Consider the following 20,716-nt stretch of genomic DNA (forward strand, 5'->3'; position numbering starts at 1 on the left):
CGACCATGACAAAACTTGTTACGATTAGTCACCATCAACTTAAATTAACCCTGCAATGGCGCGCTTATTTTGAAATGACCAAACCCAAGGTTGTTGCGCTAATGTTGCTGACCGTATTAGTCGGTATGTGTTTATCTGTGCCCGGTATAGTGCCGCTTCAACCTTTGGTCGCGGGAATGGCAGGGATTGCGATGATGGCGGGGGCTGCGGCGGCATTTAATCACTTAATTGACCGTAAAATCGATGCTTTAATGGCTCGCACCTATAACCGCCCATTACCGAAAGGAAAAATATCAGCAACCAAGGCGTCGGCATTTGCGGTGTCACTTGGCGCGCTCGGTTTTGTGGTGTTATATACCTTAGTTAATCCCCTAACAGCTTGGCTAACCTTTGCCAGCTTGATTGGTTATGCCTTGGTTTATACGGCTTATCTTAAGCGAGCCACCTCACAAAACATTGTCATCGGGGGATTAGCTGGCGCGATGCCACCGTTACTCGGTTGGACCGCGATAACCAATGAACTACACGGTTACGCCTTATTATTGGTCATAATTATCTTCACTTGGACACCGCCACATTTTTGGGCATTAGCTATCCATCGCCGTAAAGAATATGCCAAGGTTAATATTCCAATGTTACCGGTGACCCATGGAGTCGAATTTACCAAAACCTGTATTTTGCTTTACACCATTTTATTAGCCATTGCCTGTCTACTCCCGGTTTTAGTCGGCATGTGTGGTCCGATATATTTGGTCGGTTCAACCTTACTCAGTTGCGGTTTTATCTATAAAGCCTGGCAGTTAAAATTTCATGACTATCCAGAACTCGCCATGCAGGTGTTTAAATTTTCAATTTATCATTTAATGATATTGTTCATTGTATTATTAGTGGACCATTATTTTTGGGTAAACGCTTAAATTAGAAAGGGAAATACATTGAAGATAACGATTATTGTAGGGCTATTTCTTTTGGTCGTGGCCGGTGGGGTCGCTTATCAAAAAATGCAAACCGAACCTATGGAACTGGCGACCAGTTATGTATTTGAACAGCCACGCACATTAGCCCCATTTACATTGGCAGACCAGTTTGGTAATTCGTTTACGAACCAAACATTGCAAGGTAAATGGAGTTTATTTTTTATTGGTTACACCGCTTGCCCTGATGTATGTCCAACCACCTTAAATAAACTTGCGGCGGCTTACCCAAAGCTACAAAAAATAGCCAGTAATGTACAAGTGGTGTTTGTATCTGCTGACCCTAAACGTGACACTCAAGCTAAACGATTAGATTACATCAACTTTTTTAATAAAGACTTTAAAGCCGTCAGTGCAGAACACACAGATTTATTTCCATTCAGCCGTGATCTAGGCTTTGTGTATGCCATGGTAGGAGATGACAGCGATTATCAAGTAGACCATAGCGCATCTTATGTGTTGGTTTCACCGAGGGTTGAAAAAATTGCGGTATTTAAAACCAAGCCACAACCAGGCCAGTTACCACAAATTATTAATGCTGAGCTTATTGCTGACTTTGCTCAAATAGTTGCATCTTGGCACTAGCCATTATTGAATAACCGCTTATTAACCCGAGCTGAGGTTAAATTACTCTTCAAGCCAGTGACCATTATCTTGCGGGCGGATCCACGCTTGTGAAAACCAATAATAACCCGTTTTTGTTTTACTCGGTGCGGTGCAATTGTAGCGCGAACGTCCTGGGGCTAAATCTGATGATGCCTGAATGGATAAGCGATTTTCACTTAACCAAATGGGTTTTTTAGCGCCTTGTCCTTGAATAAAACACATCACTTGATGTGGATATATATCCTGAGTGTCGAGAGTCAGCACCAATTTAGGCCGCCATTGACCTGAAACTAATAGTGGATCGCTTATATTTTGCTTAATAACCGGCATAGGTAAGCTGGAAAATTTAACCGTTAAACTTGCCAAATCAGCAAAAGCATTGGCCACCGGAAAACGGGGTAATGCGGTTAATGATGCATACTCTCCCGCCGCACCAGATTGTTGACCAAAACCAACAAAACCATGCTTAGCCAAAATAGCTTCCAGCTTGTTGGTGTATTCACCATAAGGGTAAGCAAACATTTTTACACTTTGACCCGTTCGTTTTAAGATCTCCGCTTCCGTCGATAGAATATTATCTTCAACGCGTACTTGCCATTGGTCTTGGGTTTCTTTGCCTTGGCGGCGAATTAAATGTTCGTGTCCCCAGCTATGGTTAGCAATGGTTACCCCTTGCTCTGACAGAGTGTTAATATCTTGCCAACTCATCATCCCTTTGAAACCCGCATCAATCGGCGCAACAGAAATAAATACCGTATAAGGAAACTGATGCGCCACCAATATAGGCGCGGCATTATTAATAATACTTTCATAGCCGTCATCAAAGGTGATCACAATACTGTTATTGTCTAATGCCGTGTTATGCTTTAGAGACTCAACCGCATGAGTTAATGAAATCACCGTAAAATCATTATCAGCCAAGTACTGCATCTGCTCGGCAAACTGACTAGGTGTCACACTAGTACTTTTAGGCGTGTTTTCAGATACATGATGGTATTGTAAAATAACCACGGCATTGGCATCACAATGCAATACACTCAAACTGAACACCGCCAACAATAACGCTATTTTCTTAACCATGATTATCCATACCTATGTCTGTTAGCACACTACTGTTCAACCGCCAAAAAAATCGCCAATTATTAGCATTAGCGACCCCCATGATATTGTCTAATATCACTATCCCTCTATTAGGATTAGTTGATACCGCAGTAATTGGGCATCTTGAACAAGCTTACTATCTTGGCGGCGTGGCACTAGGCAGTACCATTATCACCTTGATGATTTGGTTGCTTGGTTTTTTACGTATGTCCACCACAGGACTCGTTGCACAAGCCTACGGTGCTAATGATACCTCAACTCAGCAACAATTACTGATACAAGGTTGCAGCCTAGCATTAACCTTAGGCTTAGTTGGCGTAATACTGCAATCTCCCCTGCTCAATTTAGCACTAAGTCTGAGTGATGCCAGCGAACAAGTGATGCTCTATTGTCGTCAATATGTCGAAATTCGAATTTGGTCATTGCCTTTTGCCCTTACCAATTTGGTGCTACTGGGTTGGTTGCTTGGTCGCCAAGCGCCCAAAGCAGCCATGTGGCAACTCATTATCGCTAACAGCGTCAATATTATTCTCGATCTTGTGTTTGTTATGGTCTTTAAATGGAATGTGCAAGGCGTGGCTTTGGCATCGGTTATTGCTGATATCTGTGCTTTTTCAGTGGCATTAGTCATGGTTAAACGCCAGCTGGTTGATATGGGCGGACTAAAATTAAGCCAAGTTATCGCGCATTTATCATGGCGTGGATATGCTCGTTTACTCACCTTAAATCGTGATATTTTTATCCGCAGCTTGTGTTTGCAAGCCGCCTTTAGCTTTATGACTTTCTATGGTGCCGGATTAGGCGACAACATTATTGCCGCTAATGCGGTACTGCTCAATTTACTGATGCTGATATCTTATGCGTTAGATGGCATAGCCTATTATGCCGAAGCTGAAGTGGGCCGCGCATTTGGCCAAAAAAACCCAACCTTACTCCATGACAGCGTAGTACTCGCATTTTGCTGGTCGGCAATGGTTGCGGTGTTATTTAGCCTGCTATTTTGGTTGGCAGGGCCATGGATAATTCAGCTATTAACCAACATAGAAGCAGTACAAGATACCGCAAATAATTATTTAATCTGGCTTATTTTCATGCCTATATTAGCGTTTGGCTGCTACTTATTCGATGGTGTATATATTGGTGCCGCCCATGGGCAGATAATGCGAAATAGCATGATATTGGCCACCTTTGGAATTTATTTCCCCTGCTGGTACGTGTTGCAAGATTGGGGTAACCACAGTCTGTGGGCTGCGATGTCAATATTCATGCTATGCCGAAGCTTGACTCTTGGCTGGCACTATTACTACAAACTCAGGTATCAACTGCTGACCACATCATAGTGCTTATGAGTCATCAAACTTATCCCGTAATAGCACTAGAACGAACGAAGCCTATTGATACCACAATTCAGAGAATAGCTGCGACACTCCTAATTGAGATTAATTCCAGTAAAAATGTATGCCGCAATGAAGCATTTACATAAACCCGTTAACGACATCGAACGTGAAAATGGCGATCACAATGTCAGCAATAATCCACATCGCCTAAGAAAAACTAGTGAAATAGAACACTTCTTAGCGACCAATCTTGGGGTAAAATAACCTCAAATAGCCCAAGTCGTCACACACGAGAATACTATGACTCAAGAATTGATTATTACCGACATTGAAGTTGGCAACGGTAAAACTGCAGTTAAAGGTGCGTTAATTACAACCCGCTACAGTGGACGTTTAACCGATGGCACCCAGTTTGATGCTTCTGATGCGTTTCAATGTGTCATCGGCACAGGTAGAGTCATTAAAGGCTGGGATCAGGGTATTATCGGCATGAATGTGGGCGGTAAACGAAAATTATCAGTACCGGCCCATCTAGCCTATGGCGAACGTCAAATGGGCGATCGTATTCCAGCAAATTCAGCTTTGTTTTTTGATATCGAATTACTTGAAGTGCTCACACGAGACGACTGAAGTCCAAGCTATACCAACAAAAAACGCGACCCATAATAAGGTCGCGTTTCTCAATTCAAGCGTCAATCTTGGCATTATTATGCGTAAGAATGGTCACCATGCTGGTGTTCGGTCACATCTCGAACGCCGGTTAATTCCGTTGGGAACATATCTAACAGCTGCTTCTCGATACCATTTTTTAAGGTGATATCAACTTGAGAACAACCGTTACATCCACCACCAAACTGCAATACTGCAACACCATCATCAGTAATTTCTATCAAGGTGATGTTACCGCCGTGGCTGGCAAGTTGTGGATTAATTTCTGACTGAATAACATACTCGATACGTTCAACTAACGGCGCATCACCAGACACTTTACGCATTTTTGCGTTAGGCGCTTTTAATGTCAGTTGCGAACCAAGCTGGTCGGTTACAAAATCAATGCTGGCATCATCTAAGAAAGGGGCGCTCTTTTCATCGACCATAGCGCTGAAGCCATTAAATGGAAGTTCTACATCATCAGCTTCAGCGGCATCAGGTGGACAATAAGACACACCACATTCAGCTTGAGCGGTACCTGGACTTATCACGAAAACACGAATATGAGTGCCTTCTGGCTGATCGGCCAACAACTTTACGAAATGGGCCTGAGCTGTATCGGAAATGGTGATCATAAAAACCTGCTCCGTCAGGGTATACCTGAGTAAATTAGTAAGAATTAGATCTATGATACCCTGTGTTGCATTGGCTTTGTAGTGTCAGTGAGACAAGATCTTAAAAAAATGATCTAGTGCAAAGTTTTTTAAGCCAAATAAACTTCAGCAAACAAGATCCTCAGCCTTATAAGTAATGAGTAAGTTACTGGTTATATTAGATAATAAAACTGGTTATTATTAAAATCGAATTAATCTAACAATCCGGGCGCTTCAGCACGCGCAAGGCACCAAGTTTGTACATGGACAAATTGTGTACTAAATAATCGCGCAATTTCATCCACTGTAGTGCCTGTAGTGACAACATCATCAATCAAAGCGACACGCTGGTACGTCATCCCATCCAATAATCTGAATGCACCATGACAGTTTTTACGCCTCTGTTTACCCGCTAATCCCGTTTGTGGTGAAGTATCAACAACCCTGATTAAACAACTGTCGTCGACAGGAATATTGGTTAATAGACTTAATTCTTTCGCTATTAACCAGGCTTGATTAAAGCCTCGCTGCCGCAAACGATTTGGATGTAAAGGTACCGGGATCAACACCTGTGGCCGCCTAATGATGCCATGTTTAATGAGTAATTCGATTCGACAAGCTAATTGCTGAGTTATCGCGTTAAGCGGCGCACATTGTTGTTGGTATTTAATCGCGGCGATAAGAGGCCCTAACCCTTGATGATAACTGCAAGGTGCAACAACCCAATTGGGTGTGTGTTGAAGGCATTTACCACAATATGCCTGCAGCACTGCTATTTCGCGACCACAACCTAAACACACTTCATGCTGATACAAACTCGCCGCTAAGCACTCTTGGCAAACACCCGTGAGTACTTGATTAGGAAACAATTGCTGATAACCCGTTTGCTCTATCCTTTGCTGGCACAGCAAGCAACGGTTGGGTAAACTGGCCAGTAAAATGACTCTTGCACGCTGAACACTGTTGGTGCATAAGCGTAATACGTGGGCGATGTTGACTGAATTATTGATTGGCGGCATTGGCTATTCATTCCATTAAATAGGCTCAAAAGAGGTATTAACCGTGAGTTTTCCTGCATTGCATATTGATACCGAAGGCTCTCAAGGCCAAGACATCGTGTTATTACACGGTTGGGGGGTGAATAACCAAGTCTTCAGTCCATTAAAAAACGCATTGCAACAGTATAGAGTGCATTATGTTGATTTGCCGGGTTTTGGTTTGAGCCCCAATATCGATGGTGACATTACCCAGTGGGCACAAGCGTTGGCTGAACAACTTCCACAGCAGGCTATTTGGATAGGTTGGTCATTAGGTGGATTGATTGCTAGCCAAGTTGCCATTAACAACCCAGAGTCAGTGGCAGCATTAGTCACTATTGCCTCATCACCCTGTTTTATGGCTCGCGAAGCCAACAACTTAGCCCCAGCTTGGTTTGGGATCCAGCCACAGGTGTTAGCACAGTTTTCAAGCCAATTAAGCCACGATTTATTCCGCACAGTAGAACGCTTTTTGGCGATCCAAGCCATGGGAAGTGATAATCCAAAATCCGATATTCTACACATCAAAAACTTAGTGTTAAATAAACCATTACCGACACAACAAGCATTGTCGCAAGGATTGGATATGTTAGCGCAAGTGGATTTACGGGCAACGATCGCTCAAATAGAGCAACCGTGGTTACGTATATGGGGCAAGTTAGATAGTTTGGTGCCGAGAAAGATTATCACTGCATTACCTAACAGTGACAACATTGAAGATGTGGTGATCCATAAGGCATCCCATGCGCCGTTTATTTCCCATCCAGATGCTTTTTTAGGCCATTTATTACCTTGGATCACAAAATACAGCTAAAAATAACCTAATAGCGCTTTAGCCTTAGCGAAATATTGACTATAATTTAGTCAGGACATCGTATTGGCAAGGTCAAGATGATTATCACCACTCATTATCCGCAAGTGCCGCTAGCAACGTCAAATGTTGCAACGGATCTTGCGCGAGTGGACAACCAACAAAAACCGCCGATCCTTCCACCGCAAGAACCGGCTAAAGGCCACCGAGAGCGATCATTAAATCCACAAAATGAACGCGCTACGGCTTATATCGTCGCAGAAAAAAAACAACAGCAAGAACAGGCCAAGCGCCAGCAACAAAACCTCACCCAACAACAATCTGTTGCCCCTAAATCCGCCGCAGCACAAGCTGTTAGTGTTAAGACAATCAGAGTTATGGCAAGCCATACACCGGCATTGCAACGTAAAGATATTCAGCTAAAAACCCAAACGGTGGCCGCAAAAAAAACAGCGGAACCTTGGCAGCGCCAACTCATCGACGCTGGCGTATCAAAAGCGACCTATCAGCAATTTGGCCAACGGATTGGTCAATTCTATCAACAACAATCCGCGCCAAACAATGAGTCTCAGTTACAAATATTAGCGTGATACTTCGGTGGCTTTTTCGGTGGTCGTTATATCAGAGAGTGTTGGCTTAGCCTCTGTATTCGCCGTACGATACAACATTTTGTTATAGGCCAAACTGCCCCATAACGCCCACCCTAATGCCGCTTCCGCTTGTGTCTCATCCAATGTCGTCGGTGTCATTTTTTCTGTAGCAAAATCGTACATCACACTTTCTGGAGGTAATTCAGGTTGTAAAATTGTCATTTTATCCCCCTCTAATAAACCAAAGTTTTGATTGTACTGCATCATCGCTCGGCCAGGCCAAGAATCTGGTTCTTTGGTTAAATCACGGCCTAACATCGGATAATTATCAGAAATGCCAAGCAAAGAAACTAACGTCGGCGCCATGTCAATCTGGCTGACAATACGAGGGTCTCGCTTCATATCAATACCGTCGCCTAAAATAAGCCCAGGAATACGAAAACGAGACACAGGCACTAATGCTGCGCCGCCAACACGACTATCGTGATCGGCTATAATCAAAAATAAAGTATCTTTCCAATACGTTGATTTTTTGGCTTTCTTGAAAAACTCACCCAAGGCATAATCGGCATATTTTACCGCGTTGTGCATGGTGTACTGCGGTTGTTCATACAGCTCAATTCGATCATCAGGGAACTCATACGGATCATGGTTGCTTGAGCTAAACACTAAACTAAAGAATGGCTTACCTTCTTTGTGCATTCGCGAAAACTCTTCATCGGCGCGGAACAATAGATCCTCATCAGAGACTCCCCAAGACGCTATAAACGCTGGGTCCTTATAGTCACCTTGATCAACAATATCGGAAAAACCATTGCCTAAAAAGAAACTGCGCATATTATCAAAATGACTTTCGCCGCCATAAATAAACTGCGTGGTATAGCCATGTTGTTTTAATAAATCCGCAATGGTAAAAAAGCCGGTTTGGCTTTTACCTAGCTTAACGACCGCCCTTGCTGGCGTTGGCGTAAAACCGGTTGTCACCGCCTCAATACCTCTTACCGAGCGCGTACCTGTCGCGTATAAGTTTTCAAAAAACCACCCTTGTTGAGATAACTCATCAATATTGGGGGTTAACGGTAAGCCACCTAAACTACCCACAAAACGCGCACCTAAGCTTTCTTGTAAAATGATCACAAGGTTCTTCGGTTTACCGCTATAACTAGCTTGATTAAATGACAACGACGGTATATCTGCTGAGGTAAATGCACTCAGTGGCCGACCACTTTCACGGCGCACAATATCAATCACTTTATCATAGGGTAGTTTGCCATACACTTTCGATGCATCTTGTTCATTACCCATCTGCTTAATCGCAAAAATTAATGAAAAAGATGAGTTAAGAACTAAGGAATTAATTAACGGATCGTCAGAAAATGCCACCAGTGAAGGATTAAGCGGACGGTGCCCCAATGATGAACGCGCACCTAGTATCGTAATCGCAATGACCATCACCGCCACCACTGGGCGCCAATACCATTTAGGGTAACAAATACGCTGAGTGAGTTTACCGCTAAACCACCACCCCCCCCACAAACTGCCGATAGTGATCAATCCAGAAAGGATAAGCTCAGCTTTACGCCCAGCCCATAGCATAGATAATACTTCTTTTGGATAAACTAAATATTCTACGTATAAACGGTTAGGTCTAAAGCCATATTCGGCAATAAATGACGGCGAGGAGGCTTCAAGAAAAATAATCACCCATAAACCTAGTGTTAACCACACTCGTAATATCATCACCCAAGCTCGGCCAACTAAATGCTCCCCAGAAAACACTACGGTTCCTAAAGCTGCTATGCCCCATAACCAACACACTGAAGCAAAATCAACGCGCAGCCCCTGAATAAAAATATAACCCCAACCTTGCGCATCACTGACGCGGTCGGCCTGCCACAAAGACAAACCTAGGCGGCTTAGGCTCAAGATAATAAGTGACATAACACTGAATATAATAATGACTTGGAGTAAACTTCGCGAAGTGTGTGGTGTGGATAGCGACGAAGAACGTTCGCTAAGCCCAAAGAAATTTACAGCCATTTATTGCTCCAATATTATTGTTTTTTTATTACTACATACGTCATTTATATTCAACAAGTCGTGCCAAACGTAGCATGTTTGTTATTTACAACAGATTAATGCTCGTTCTCAAGGTCGATTTACCTTGATAAGTGTCGTCTTTACGGTTTGATTAACCCAATCAAATTAAAAATATATTGCTATCTTTATCAATATATTAACTAACACTCATAAGAGGTGAGATCTCTGACACTAAAACGTTCTGAACCTAGGACTCTAATTGACTATCAAAGTTCAGTGACAATCGACCTATATTAACCTTTTACTAACGATTCGGCTCAATCATTTATCACTTCAATGTGATCTGCATTAGAACAATCTTGTTTAGCCGTCAGCGATTGCTGGGATGTGCAGACTAAACCTAATTTTGTCAGAGGAAACCAACGTAAAGTAAAATTCAAACCCATTCAATTTAGCGATATTTTCCACTATCGCCAATCCTAATCCATGACGTTCACTATTTGAGCGCGACCGTTCGGTTTGAAATAATGGTAATGTGAGTCGTTGTAAATCATTAGCCTTGATGGCGGTCACCAATTGATTCTCAACGCTTATCGTTAAGCCTTGGTCATCGGATACTAAGCATATTTGAATCGCCGAGTCTGATGGGCTGTAGTAGAGCGCATTATCAAATAAGTTGCTTAGAATGAGGTGTAAAGAAAACTCATCAGCAAAACAGTGATCATTGGAAGCTCGATTGTCAATATTCAAGCGAGAATGGATAGTCGCGAACTTAAATGCTAACTCATCAACAATTTGATCCATCAAGGCGTTAATATAGATATCTTGTCGATGGAGATTAATATTTTCAGATGAGGCTTGTTGCAATAGTAATAGATTATTGACTATCGTTTTCATCCGTAAACTAATATTGAGTACATCTTGTTTATAACTCACACCAATACGTTGATCATCTGGATAACGAATGTAGATCTCGCTTAAGCTGATCAATTCACTGATAGGGGTTTTCAATTCATGAGCAATATCGGCGGTAATGCGCTTTTCTGTTTGTAAGTATTGCTGGCTTAACTGAATAAACTTATTCAGTTCGTTGCGTATTGGCTCAATCTCAGTATAACGCTCAAAATGCGACGATAATGGGATGTGTTTTTGGGTTACATCGACGTTTTTTAACGCCAGATTTAATTCGTTAAGTGGCATTAATCCCCGATAAATGACCTTAACCACAGCCCAACGGATCAACACAATCACCAGCAATAAACCAATCGCTAAACTAGAATCAATGATCACCGAAATCTGGGTTAAATCTGTGGTAGCAATCGCAATAGTGAGCCACATAGGCTCAATTTTACTCGCTAGTATTGAGCTATTGCTAGGAACTTGCGGCTCAAAATAAGACACCATAGCGCGACCATCTCTGCCATCTGGTAACACCACATCAGCAAAGATTTCACTGTTTAATGGCAGGTCTTGTTTTAATAAATCCATATCTGGAAACTGGCTTAACGACTCCGAACGCTCAAAAACTGCATCGCCTTGCCATAACTGGAAAAAACTCGCTTTCGTTGAGATGCCAAATTCGGGCATAAACTCACCTGCAAAATCAAACTCTGTGCCATTTTTAGTCACTTTTACTAATGTTTTTAGGTAATTAGACTTATCGGTGAGAGCACTGTCAAATTCAACATCAACCCAGTTATCTATGCTGATATCAATGGCAAGAAACACTAAAATTAAAATCGCTGAGACCACATATGTCATGGTGTTCACTAAATGCGTGCTTAACGATCTCATTAATGTTCACCCACAAAATAGCCAAAACCACGTTTATTTTTAATTGGTAGGGTTGATCCAACTGCTTTGGCTTTTTTTCGCACTGACGATAAATGAGCCTCGATGGTATTTTTCGACAAATGGTTAAATGAGCCCACAACCGCTTCACTAATTTGTTCAGGATTGAGTAATTGTTTAGGATTACTAAATAAATACTCAACAATTTTAAATTCGTTTTTAGTCAGATCGATATAGTGGCCATTGGCATAAAGAGATTTGTTACTGGTATCAAGCACAAAATCAGCAATACAAATCGTTTTGGCTTGTTGATTCAGCCCACCACGACGGCCAAGGGTCATTAATCTCGCTTGTAATTCATCGAAAGAAAAAGGTTTGCACAGATAGTCATCTGCACCCGCCAATAGCCCCGTCACCCGATCTTCGGCTTGAGATTTAGCCGATAAAATAATCACCTTCGTTTGATTACCTAGTTTACGGATGCTTTTCAACAAACTCAGCCCATCTACATTAGGCAACATTAAATCTAAAATAATAAAGTCATACTGGTTAGTGAGCGCCATACTTAAGCCCTCAGAACCATCACCGGTTTCATCAACGGTGTAACCTAAATGATCTAACCCAACTCTAATGCCGCGACGCAGCGCTTCAGAGTCTTCAATCAACAACACTTTCATTGAGTGTCCTTTATAATAACTAGGCTAATACCGTTTTTTGCTAACACTATTTATTGATCATTTCGGTCAGTCATCACTGATATTAACCACTATAGCTTGCTCATAATTATGCCCACAAAATAACCCACCACACAATTGCTGCCATTAGCATGCTCAGAAAAACAAATGCCGACGCGATGTCTTTTGCTAACCCTGACAAGGTATCAAACTCCAAGCCAATGCGGTCTACCACCACTTCGATAGCCGTATTGACCAACTCAGCGAACAATACAAATAGTAATGCCAGTACCAATATGGCAGATTGCGGCGCGCTAATATTTGCCATACAGGCAAACACAGTCAATGGGATAAACAGTAATATTTCTTGCTGAAATGCCGCTTCATTTCGGCACATCCACTTTAAACCATTAAAAGTATGTTTACAGGTATACAGTAAACGCATAATGCCATGGCGTTTTACCACAACTCTTGTCTGCTTAGCCGTAACACTTTTTGTTGCGTTCTTTGTTACATTCTTTGTTACATTCTTGATTACATTCTTGATTACATTACCATCAGATGTAGATGATGAAACTGATGTTGTCATGGGTATACCCTAGGTTATTTTACAATCGGTGGTGATGTCTAATTTTGGATCTCGCACCGAACTGCTTACACCGTAAAGCCCTAATAAAGTATGGAACAAGTTGTCATGGGAATAAGAGCCACTTAAGGCGTGCTCGGCAATACATTTACGATCAACCCCTTTTGCTTGTGTGTAGTCTTGCGGTAACCACATAAACCAAGGCACATGGGTCTGCTGGCTTGGCGCAATGCTATAAGGCGTGCCGTGTAAATACATACCACTTTCACCCAAAGACTCACCGTGATCAGACAAATACACCAGTGCGACATTATATTTGTCTTGGTACTGCTTAAGTAAGTTAATTGTTTTTGCCAACACAAAGTCGGTATAGGCAAGGGTGTTGTCGTATACGTTTACAATCTCTTGGTCACTGCAGTTTTCAATGTCGCTGCGGCTACAAGCTGGAGTGAATAAAGCTTTATCGGCTGGGTAACGCTGCCAATAAGTCGGCCCATGGCTACCGATAGTATGTAAGGCGATAAATTGATTATCTAACTTTTTACCCGATGCCGCGCTTGCCTCACTTTGTTGTTGTAATTTTTGACTGAGCTTTTCAACTAAAATCTCATCATAGCAACTTGAACCATCACATAATGGGTTTGCCTCACTCGGCGAAATATCTATCTTCTTAATATGTGATCCGACGTCTTTATCACCACCGTCATTGTCAAACCACGTCACATTGACACCGGCCGCTTTAATCACATCAAGCACATTATTTCGTGCATCGGCAACTTCACGATTGTAATTGTCATGGATTAGATTTGAAAACATGCAAGGTAATGAATGTGCTGTTGCCGTGCCGCACGACGACACGTTTTGTAAGGCAATAATGTCGAGGTTTTCAGTGTAAGGGTTGGTATTACGCTGATAACCATTATAAGCCATATTTTGTGCTCGAGCGGTTTCGCCTACAACAAGTACCATAAGTGTAGGTTTACCATTCGCACTAGGGGTTAACTGTGCATCTTGACCAATAGGGTTAAAGGTTAACTTTTCAGTAAAGTAACGTTGGTTTAGGTATTTAACCGTATTGAAAATATGCGCAGGAATAATCATCTTATTAAGATAGCTATTGTTGCGCCCTACCGATGCATAATCTTTATAGAAAAACACCACCATCATCCCCAGAACCACTAAACTGATAACCGTAAAACCAACGCGGCGAATCACCGCTTTAATAAACGAAGGGCCGCTGGTGACTTTAGTACTGACAAGCAATATAGAAGGTAATACCCCTAACACCAACACATAACCAACTGAAGATAAGCTGATATATGAGAATGCTTCGCTTGAATTAGTTTCAAAAATATTTTCAATCATGCCGTAATCAAACATGACATTATATTTTAACATGGCATACATAGCGGCTGACGACGAAAGCAACAACACAATCATCACCGGTTTAAACACAAATTTAAACGCAAATAAGCTAAATATCAGCACAAAACAACTTGTGAGCAAAATTGCTGGTGACAGCGAAAACAACACGTGGCCATCTGCTGATAATCGATAGATTTTACGGATTAACGGAAAATTTAATACCAAACCAAAATACACAGCGATAATGCAGGTCATCGCCTCATAACTGACACTTTTGGGGGTGATACGGGATAGTGTTTGCGTTAGTAATTTCAATGTTGCCACTCGCAATAAACTTGACTGGCGCTGATATTCCGCTTTGAAACTTAAGATTTACTTAATAAAAACTGAATTGTTACTGTCTGGTTAATTCAGTTTTAAACACCTCGCTAAAAAACAAAAAAGCCCTAACATCTAAGATGAAAGAGCTTTAATAATCAATGCTTTATTAAAATACGGTTTACTCTAAGCAATAATTTACTATTTCTTGAGTTTAGCAAAGGCATTTGCAAAAGCATCACCCATCGCCGCATTTTGCGGCGCTTTAACTGGCTTGCTGGCCGATTTATTATGACCAGCACTTTTGCCATTGGCTGCAGGCTGACCCGTAGCAGGCTTTTTCTGGTAACTATTTTGGGGTTTGCCTGCCGACTGTCGGGTCGCTTTTTCGGCATCGATTTTTTCATCAAGACGCATGCTTAACGCAATGCGACGACGTTCAATATCCACTTCCATCACTTTGACGTTAACCACATCACCGGCTTTAACCACAGTATGTGGGTCACTAACAAACTTGTCTGTTAACGATGAAATATGCACTAGTCCATCTTGATGCACGCCCACATCCACAAAGGCACCAAAGTTAGTCACATTGGTCACCACACCTTCTAATATCATTTCGACTTTAAGATGCTTTAACTCTTCTATACCGTCTTTAAAAGTAGCCGTTTTAAACTCACCACGCGGGTCGCGCCCAGGCTTGTCTAGCTCAGCTAGAATATCGTTAATGGTCGGCACGCCAAATGCGTCGGTAACAAACTCGGCAGCGTTAATCTGTTTTAATAAATCGCTATTGCCAATCAGTTGAGTTAAAGACAATAACTTAGCACCAGCAATCGACTCGACCAAACTGTACGCTTCAGGGTGAACTGATGATGAATCCAGTGGATTATCACCATTGCGAATACGTAAAAAGCCTGCCGCTTGTTCATAAGCCTTAGGCCCTAAACGTGCCACACTCAATAATTGCTTCCGGTTGGTAAATTGGCCGTTGGTATCACGAAAATCAACCACGTTTCTCGCTAAGGTTTTAGTTAACCCAGCCACTTGGGCCAATAACGCTGCCGATGCCATGTTTAAGTCAACACCCACAGCATTAACACAATCTTCGACGACGGCATCGAGCGACTGCGATAACTGGCTTTGGCTAACATCATGTTGATATTGCCCCACGCCAATGGCTTTGGGTTCAATTTTTACCAGTTCGGCCAGCGGATCTTGTAAGCGACGCGCAATTGATACCGCACCGCGAATAGACACATCAAGATTAGGAAACTCATTAGCGGCAAACTCTGAGGCTGAATACACAGATGCACCCGCCTCACTCACCATCACTTTGGTCAACGTCGGATGCGTTTCTTTCACGGCAGCGATTAACTCGCCGGTTAGCTTGTCAGTTTCACGCGAGCCGGTGCCATTTCCAATCGCAATAATCTCCACTTTGTGCATCGTCACTAAGTTACTTAAGGTGCGAATTGATTTGTCCCACAAGTTTTGCGGTGCATGGGGGAAAATAGTCGTGTGCGCCACCAGCTTACCGGTGTTATCCACAATCGCGACTTTCACCCCGGTACGAATGCCAGGATCCAGTCCCATGGTCGCTTTAGCACCCGCAGGTGCTGCCATCAGTAAATCGCCTAAGTTACGGGCAAACACTCTAATGGCTTCTTCTTCTGCGCTTTCACGCATCTTAGCAATAAACTCGGTTTCCATTTGCAAGGCAACTTTAATCCGCCATGTCGAAGTCACCACGGTTTTCAACCATTCATCAACACTAGAGTGGCTCAGTACTAACCCAAAGTGATCGCTAATAATCACCTCACAATAACTGCCTTCAGTCGCTTGCGTATCGGGGTCGGCGTTCATCGACAGCTTTAACATGCCTTCATTACGACCACGCAACATGGCTAGGGCGCGATGCGATGGGATTTTACTCATCACTTCATTGTGTTCAAAATAATCGCGGAATTTAATGCCTTCTTTTTCTTTACCTTTGACCATGCGGCTTTCAAGCACGGCTTGCGGTACTAAATGCTGACGAACTTTACGCAGTAATTCTGCATCTTCGGCAAAGCGCTCCATTAAAATATAACGCGCACCATCAAGTACCGCTTTGGTGTCGGCAAATCCAGCTTGTGGATTAATAAATTCAGTGGCTTTGGTATCAATATCTAATTGGCGATCGGCTAATACGGCATCAACAAGCGGTTCAATACCGGCTTCGATGGCAATTTGGCCCTTGGTGCGACGCTTAGGTTTGTATGGCAGATATAAATCTTCAAGACGGGTTTTGCTGTCGGCGTCATTAATCGCTTGAGTTAACGCTGGGGTTAATTTCCCTTGAGCGCCAATACTCGACAAAATCACCTGGCGGCGATCATGTAACTCACGTAAATAACCTAAGCGTGAAAACAAGTTACGCAATTGAGTGTCATCTAAGCCACCGGTAGCTTCTTTACGATAACGCGCCACAAACGGCACTGTCGCACCATCATCTAATAGCGCAATGGTCGCAGTGACCTGTTGTTCACGGACATTAAGTTCTTGAGCGATAATCTGGGCAATATTATGCATAATCAATCGAATTCGACATGGTTTAAAATAAAATTATGCCAAAGATACCATAAAGACCACCCTTTCGCTGCTAGTACGAAAGGCTTTATTATGTGTTTATAGATAATCGATAAAAAGAATGCATCATCGGACATGAAGTGCTAAAACACAGAGATGAATATTGCGGCGCAACATAAAATCCTACCGTTAATCGAGAATATTAAAGAGTATCCAGCGTGAAAACTAAGTTAATCACTTTAGAAGGCTACAATAAACTCAGAATTGAGCATGACTATTTGTGGAAAGAACAACGTCCTGAAGTCACTAAAATTGTCACTTGGGCGGCAGGTCTTGGGGATCGCTCTGAAAACGCTGATTACACCTTTAACAAGCGCTTGTTACGCCAAATCGATCGCCGGGTACGCTATTTACGCAAGCTGTTGCCCGAACTGAAGATTGTCTATTACGATCCCGAGCAAGAAGGCAAAGTGTTTTTTGGCGCCACGGTTGAGATTGAAAACGATGCCGGTGACATTAAAACCTTTAAGATTGTCGGCCCTGACGAAATTTACGACCAACACAAAGGCTACATCTCAATTGACTCACCCATGGCCCGCGCCCTGCTCAAAAAACAGGTCGACGATGATGCGGTTGTCAGCACGCCTCAAGGCGATAAAACCTGGTACATCAATAAAATCACTTATCAGCAAGAGTAGCCGTCAATGGGTGTCAAGACAGCTGAAATGAGCAACGCTCTCACTAATGCCGCGTTAAGGCGGGAGTCGCACAGGCTAATCCGTATCAAGGTGCGTTAAATATAGTGCGTTAAACATGGCGCCCAAAGCAGGCTAACGTTAACTTAATGAGCCAGCATAATCTAAACAGAGTCTTTAACGTTTCAAAACCACTGCAACTAAGCCATATCGAACTGGGTTTATCCACGCTTACGGTAACAGGCCATCGGTTTGTGATCTTGTCAACTTGTCATCTTGTTCGGCATATGACTTTTCGTCTTCAAGAACTGCTCCAAGACTTGCGCCAGTAATCACCACCCTGCTCGCATCATTTAGCCATAAAGTCATTTCTCCATAAAGTCATTCATTATTCCAGCTTGCGCTACTTGGCCAACACTTCCTTAAGCGGCGTTCCCGTCGAACCCGATGGTGGTTTTATGTTGAGATACGTCGTGATTGTCGCCGCGATATCATAAGGCGTAATGGCACGACTCACCGTCGCAGCAGACAAACCCGCACCGGCAAAGATCACTGGCACGAAGGTATCGTAACGCCAGGGCGAACCATGGGTTGAAGACACGGTTAGGCCATCGAAATCATTAATGAACACATCGGGCTGGAAAACCACATAGATATCGCCGGAGCGTTTCGGGTGATAGTTGCTTTTGATTGAACGTATCATCGCATTATCTGGCACGCTATTGGTGCGCAATGCTGCGCTCGATACCGCATAAGCGATGCCATCAAATTTGAGCAGTTCATCAACCAGCGTTTGCTCTATTGCCGCTTGATCCAAGCCTTTTTTATCGATCAGTTTATGATTGAGATAAAGGTAAGGATGAAAATACGCTTCGATTAGCTTTGCTTGCTTTGGCTTATTATTAGCGTGAGCTGAAGCCGTATCCGATGGCTCACCGGACTTATCGCCTAACTTCTCTGCTGGCGTCACGAGCAAACCGAACTGTTGTTTTATCGCCGCGATTGCCGAGCTGTTATCCAGTGCCTCGACATCAAAGTAGCTCGCCTTGGCGATGCCGTTGCCATGCAGATAACCGGGAACCTCTGGTTGACCATGATCAGCAGATAACACAATCAGAGTATTTTCCAGGCCGACTTTTTTATCAACATAGGCAAACAGATCCGCCAGTGTACGATCAAGTTGGGCAATATTGTCTTCGCTCTCCAGACTCGATGCACCGAAGATATGACCGACATAATCGGTTGATGAAAAACTGATGGCGAGATAATCCGGCACGTCATCTTGGCCGAGTTTTTCTTTATCGAGTAATGTCTTGGAAAAATCCAGCGTCAGTGCATCACCGGCGGGGCTAAGTGTCAGTTTGGTGGTGAAATACTTATCATCGGCCTGACCAAAGGCATGGGGAAAGACGCGGCCAAAACCCGCGAGATCGGTCTCGTACTCGCGATCATCGGCATCAGCAAACAGATAGTCGGAAGGTTTACGCAGCAGTTGCCATGATTTATCGGCGAAGGCGTTGGCCGGTTTGCGGGTATGCCATTCAACGACCCAGTCGGGATAACGATCGTAATAATAATTACTGGTCACAAATTCACCGCTGGCCTTGGAAAACCAGAACGCTTTGCCGGCATGTCCGGCGAGTGCCACCGCACCACGGTCTTTGACCGACACCGCAAATATTTTAGAACGGCCGGCAAAACTGATTGCGATCTCATCACTGAGCGTTGAAGTCATAATATTGTTGGGTGAGCGACCATCGACCTTGGCGGTTTTTTGCGTCGGGTCGATCTCGGTTTGCTTATCGACATCAGCGCCAGCTGTGAGCAGATGATAGTTCGCATCTTCGATGTTATAGACTAGGCGGTCTTTATCACGATCAAACCAGACATTAGCCACCATGCCATGAGCAGCTGGCGCAGCACCGGTTGCTAGGGAAGTATGTCCAACAATAGTTTCGGTGTTGGCGTGCTGATAGTGGGCATTGTTATAGTTGATCCCGTTATCCAGCAGATAACGGAACCCGCCCTCACCCAGTACCTTGTCATATCGATTTAACAGATCGCCACGCAGCGCATCGACGGTGATCTGTAATATCAGCCGCGGTTGAGCAGGTGCCTCTTTTGCTACCACAGGCGATGTGATAATCATCAATACGCACATCATCATTATCGCAATGAATGTACCTGTGTTGTGCCTATCTGGCTTAACTTGCATTAGCGGCTCCTTTTTGAGATCACTTTTGAGTATAGGAAGCATAAAGCCGTAGTCAAGGTTGATTTGAACAAGCTATTTCATCTCATTGCGCGTTGAACGCCGCGATGATCACCACGTTGACCTTGCCTCATATGAAGGCATTTACTGTAAAATTGACAAGGGTATTTGTTAGCCATCGAGTCAGCTGCAGTGGGTCGATCGCTACTGTGGGGTGTCTTTCAAACACCCGGGGGGTTGCATCTTGCAGCATATACTTAGCCGGCTCGAGTGCTAGTTTGCCGCGGCGTTCTTCAAGTTCAACCATTTCGGCGAGCAAGTGCTCACGCGTACCTAAACCTATGTTCCCCGATAAATTCAGCTCGGTAGGATAAGCGGGTTTATCCAATACATGTAATAGGGTCACAGGGACATTTAATTGCTCAGCAGCCCAGCCACTGGCATCACATACGGCCAAGGTTGCTTTTGAACCGTCAATACAGGCAATCACATTTGTCATCTACACCTTAGTGCTATTGCAGCGATGCAGATTATTGGCGCCATCGTTTTGGGTGTAGCACCTTATAACGCGCTCATACACTGGACCTTAAGCATTAAGGCCTGCAAAAATCCCATCTAACGTTATGCCTTTTCTAGATTTTCTCTGTTGTGACTTTTGTGCGTTTCTTGTTATATAGCAGACCGCCCAGTCTAACTTTTCTGTT

General features: G+C 43.3%; 20 protein-coding genes. 8 read left to right on the forward strand and 12 right to left on the reverse strand.

Annotated features, from left to right (window positions below):
• Positions 1-5: 5 nt before the first annotated feature.
• The gene (cyoE, locus tag AAEZ02_RS01675) at positions 6-917 is read left to right on the forward strand and encodes a heme o synthase (RefSeq protein ID WP_351077212.1); all 912 of its coding nucleotides are present in this window, start codon (positions 6-8) and stop codon (positions 915-917) included.
• A gap of 18 nt (positions 918-935) precedes the next feature.
• Entirely contained in the window at positions 936-1,559 is a 624-nt protein-coding gene (locus AAEZ02_RS01680) for an SCO family protein (RefSeq protein ID WP_351077209.1), read from the forward strand.
• Positions 1,560-1,601: 42 nt separating this feature from the next.
• On the opposite strand, the gene AAEZ02_RS01685 is transcribed toward AAEZ02_RS01680, so the two are convergent.
• Positions 1,602-2,660 (reverse strand): polysaccharide deacetylase family protein, encoded by a 1,059-nt coding sequence (locus AAEZ02_RS01685; protein ID WP_101033174.1) that lies wholly within the window; start codon positions 2,658-2,660, stop codon positions 1,602-1,604.
• A 14-nt stretch (positions 2,661-2,674) separates the two neighbouring features.
• On the opposite strand from AAEZ02_RS01685, the gene dinF reads away from it, so the two are divergent.
• From dinF to AAEZ02_RS01700, 3 genes are all read left to right on the forward strand, one after another.
• Complete coding sequence (gene dinF, locus AAEZ02_RS01690; RefSeq protein ID WP_351077205.1) at positions 2,675-4,021, forward strand: MATE family efflux transporter DinF; 1,347 nt, start codon at positions 2,675-2,677, stop codon at positions 4,019-4,021.
• A 126-nt stretch (positions 4,022-4,147) separates the two neighbouring features.
• Positions 4,148-4,282 carry a hypothetical protein gene (locus tag AAEZ02_RS01695; protein ID WP_351077202.1) on the forward strand — a complete coding sequence of 45 codons (135 nt, stop codon included), beginning with the start codon at positions 4,148-4,150 and terminating at the stop codon, positions 4,280-4,282.
• Positions 4,283-4,318: 36 nt separating this feature from the next.
• On the forward strand, positions 4,319-4,648 hold the full coding sequence (locus AAEZ02_RS01700; RefSeq protein ID WP_351077199.1) for an FKBP-type peptidyl-prolyl cis-trans isomerase: 330 nt from the start codon (positions 4,319-4,321) through the stop codon (positions 4,646-4,648).
• A 77-nt stretch (positions 4,649-4,725) separates the two neighbouring features.
• Here AAEZ02_RS01700 and nfuA read toward each other — a convergent pair whose 3' ends face one another.
• Together nfuA and AAEZ02_RS01710 are read right to left on the reverse strand one after the other, a co-directional pair.
• Positions 4,726-5,304, reverse strand: a complete 579-nt coding sequence (nfuA, locus tag AAEZ02_RS01705) for a Fe-S biogenesis protein NfuA (protein ID WP_101033177.1) — start codon at positions 5,302-5,304, stop codon at positions 4,726-4,728.
• Positions 5,305-5,534: 230 nt separating this feature from the next.
• Positions 5,535-6,341 (reverse strand): ComF family protein, encoded by an 807-nt coding sequence (locus tag AAEZ02_RS01710; RefSeq protein ID WP_351077196.1) that lies wholly within the window; start codon positions 6,339-6,341, stop codon positions 5,535-5,537.
• A 43-nt stretch (positions 6,342-6,384) separates the two neighbouring features.
• Between AAEZ02_RS01710 and bioH the strand changes: the two genes are divergently transcribed.
• Positions 6,385-7,173, forward strand: a complete 789-nt coding sequence (bioH, locus tag AAEZ02_RS01715) for a pimeloyl-ACP methyl ester esterase BioH (protein ID WP_351077193.1) — start codon at positions 6,385-6,387, stop codon at positions 7,171-7,173.
• Positions 7,174-7,250: 77 nt separating this feature from the next.
• The gene (locus tag AAEZ02_RS01720; RefSeq protein WP_124012734.1) at positions 7,251-7,760 is read left to right on the forward strand and encodes a hypothetical protein; all 510 of its coding nucleotides are present in this window, start codon (positions 7,251-7,253) and stop codon (positions 7,758-7,760) included.
• On the opposite strand, the gene AAEZ02_RS01725 is transcribed toward AAEZ02_RS01720, so the two are convergent.
• The 6 genes from AAEZ02_RS01725 to AAEZ02_RS01750 all read right to left on the reverse strand — a co-directional run bounded on the left by AAEZ02_RS01725 (position 7,752) and on the right by AAEZ02_RS01750 (position 17,108).
• Positions 7,752-9,701 carry an LTA synthase family protein gene (locus AAEZ02_RS01725; protein WP_233768640.1) on the reverse strand — a complete coding sequence of 650 codons (1,950 nt, stop codon included), beginning with the start codon at positions 9,699-9,701 and terminating at the stop codon, positions 7,752-7,754. The genes AAEZ02_RS01720 and AAEZ02_RS01725 overlap by 9 nt on opposite strands.
• 462 nt (positions 9,702-10,163) lie before the next feature.
• Positions 10,164-11,594 (reverse strand): sensor histidine kinase, encoded by a 1,431-nt coding sequence (locus AAEZ02_RS01730; RefSeq protein WP_351121707.1) that lies wholly within the window; start codon positions 11,592-11,594, stop codon positions 10,164-10,166.
• Positions 11,594-12,268, reverse strand: coding sequence for a response regulator transcription factor (locus AAEZ02_RS01735; protein WP_124012737.1), 675 nt, complete (start codon positions 12,266-12,268; stop codon positions 11,594-11,596). The genes AAEZ02_RS01730 and AAEZ02_RS01735 overlap by 1 nt, the downstream gene beginning before the upstream one ends.
• A 106-nt stretch (positions 12,269-12,374) precedes the next feature.
• A complete protein-coding gene (locus AAEZ02_RS01740; RefSeq protein WP_124012738.1) occupies positions 12,375-12,854 on the reverse strand; it encodes a diacylglycerol kinase in 480 nt (159 codons plus the stop codon).
• Between the two features lie 9 nt (positions 12,855-12,863).
• Positions 12,864-14,531, reverse strand: coding sequence for a phosphoethanolamine transferase (locus AAEZ02_RS01745; RefSeq protein WP_124012739.1), 1,668 nt, complete (start codon positions 14,529-14,531; stop codon positions 12,864-12,866).
• A 204-nt stretch (positions 14,532-14,735) separates the two neighbouring features.
• A complete protein-coding gene (locus tag AAEZ02_RS01750) occupies positions 14,736-17,108 on the reverse strand; it encodes a Tex family protein (RefSeq protein ID WP_124012740.1) in 2,373 nt (790 codons plus the stop codon).
• Positions 17,109-17,323: 215 nt separating this feature from the next.
• On the opposite strand from AAEZ02_RS01750, the gene greB reads away from it, so the two are divergent.
• Complete coding sequence (greB, locus tag AAEZ02_RS01755) at positions 17,324-17,803, forward strand: transcription elongation factor GreB (RefSeq protein ID WP_351121713.1); 480 nt, start codon at positions 17,324-17,326, stop codon at positions 17,801-17,803.
• 228 nt (positions 17,804-18,031) lie between these two features.
• On the opposite strand, the gene AAEZ02_RS01760 is transcribed toward greB, so the two are convergent.
• The 3 genes from AAEZ02_RS01760 to AAEZ02_RS01770 all read right to left on the reverse strand — a co-directional run bounded on the left by AAEZ02_RS01760 (position 18,032) and on the right by AAEZ02_RS01770 (position 20,511).
• A complete protein-coding gene (locus tag AAEZ02_RS01760; RefSeq protein ID WP_164839413.1) occupies positions 18,032-18,169 on the reverse strand; it encodes a hypothetical protein in 138 nt (45 codons plus the stop codon).
• 34 nt (positions 18,170-18,203) lie between these two features.
• Positions 18,204-20,015, reverse strand: coding sequence for an alkaline phosphatase family protein (locus tag AAEZ02_RS01765; RefSeq protein ID WP_233768588.1), 1,812 nt, complete (start codon positions 20,013-20,015; stop codon positions 18,204-18,206).
• Between the two features lie 127 nt (positions 20,016-20,142).
• Positions 20,143-20,511 carry a universal stress protein gene (locus AAEZ02_RS01770; protein WP_233768589.1) on the reverse strand — a complete coding sequence of 123 codons (369 nt, stop codon included), beginning with the start codon at positions 20,509-20,511 and terminating at the stop codon, positions 20,143-20,145.
• Between the last annotated feature and the right edge of the window lie 205 nt (positions 20,512-20,716).

This window comes from Shewanella sp. T24-MNA-CIBAN-0130 (genome assembly GCF_040310185.1).
In the GTDB taxonomy this organism is placed as follows: Bacteria; Pseudomonadota; Gammaproteobacteria; order Enterobacterales; family Shewanellaceae; genus Shewanella; species Shewanella psychromarinicola.

What these genes read in the sequence shown, in the direction of transcription:
- cyoE (WP_351077212.1), top strand. Translation starts at nt 6, where the DNA reads ATGACAAAACTTGTTACGATTAGTCACCATCAACTTAAATTAACCCTG.
- AAEZ02_RS01685 (WP_101033174.1), bottom strand. Translation starts at nt 2,660, where the DNA reads ATGGTTAAGAAAATAGCGTTATTGTTGGCGGTGTTCAGTTTGAGTGTA.
- dinF (WP_351077205.1), top strand. Translation starts at nt 2,675, where the DNA reads ATGTCTGTTAGCACACTACTGTTCAACCGCCAAAAAAATCGCCAATTA.
- AAEZ02_RS01695 (WP_351077202.1), top strand. Translation starts at nt 4,148, where the DNA reads ATGAAGCATTTACATAAACCCGTTAACGACATCGAACGTGAAAATGGC.
- AAEZ02_RS01700 (WP_351077199.1), top strand. Translation starts at nt 4,319, where the DNA reads ATGACTCAAGAATTGATTATTACCGACATTGAAGTTGGCAACGGTAAA.
- nfuA (WP_101033177.1), bottom strand. Translation starts at nt 5,304, where the DNA reads ATGATCACCATTTCCGATACAGCTCAGGCCCATTTCGTAAAGTTGTTG.
- AAEZ02_RS01710 (WP_351077196.1), bottom strand. Translation starts at nt 6,341, where the DNA reads ATGCCGCCAATCAATAATTCAGTCAACATCGCCCACGTATTACGCTTA.
- AAEZ02_RS01720 (WP_124012734.1), top strand. Translation starts at nt 7,251, where the DNA reads ATGATTATCACCACTCATTATCCGCAAGTGCCGCTAGCAACGTCAAAT.
- AAEZ02_RS01725 (WP_233768640.1), bottom strand. Translation starts at nt 9,701, where the DNA reads ATGTCACTTATTATCTTGAGCCTAAGCCGCCTAGGTTTGTCTTTGTGG.
- AAEZ02_RS01730 (WP_351121707.1), bottom strand. Translation starts at nt 11,594, where the DNA reads ATGAGATCGTTAAGCACGCATTTAGTGAACACCATGACATATGTGGTC.
- AAEZ02_RS01735 (WP_124012737.1), bottom strand. Translation starts at nt 12,268, where the DNA reads ATGAAAGTGTTGTTGATTGAAGACTCTGAAGCGCTGCGTCGCGGCATT.
- AAEZ02_RS01740 (WP_124012738.1), bottom strand. Translation starts at nt 12,854, where the DNA reads ATGACAACATCAGTTTCATCATCTACATCTGATGGTAATGTAATCAAG.
- AAEZ02_RS01750 (WP_124012740.1), bottom strand. Translation starts at nt 17,108, where the DNA reads ATGCATAATATTGCCCAGATTATCGCTCAAGAACTTAATGTCCGTGAA.
- AAEZ02_RS01760 (WP_164839413.1), bottom strand. Translation starts at nt 18,169, where the DNA reads ATGACTTTATGGCTAAATGATGCGAGCAGGGTGGTGATTACTGGCGCA.
- AAEZ02_RS01765 (WP_233768588.1), bottom strand. Translation starts at nt 20,015, where the DNA reads ATGCAAGTTAAGCCAGATAGGCACAACACAGGTACATTCATTGCGATA.
- AAEZ02_RS01770 (WP_233768589.1), bottom strand. Translation starts at nt 20,511, where the DNA reads ATGACAAATGTGATTGCCTGTATTGACGGTTCAAAAGCAACCTTGGCC.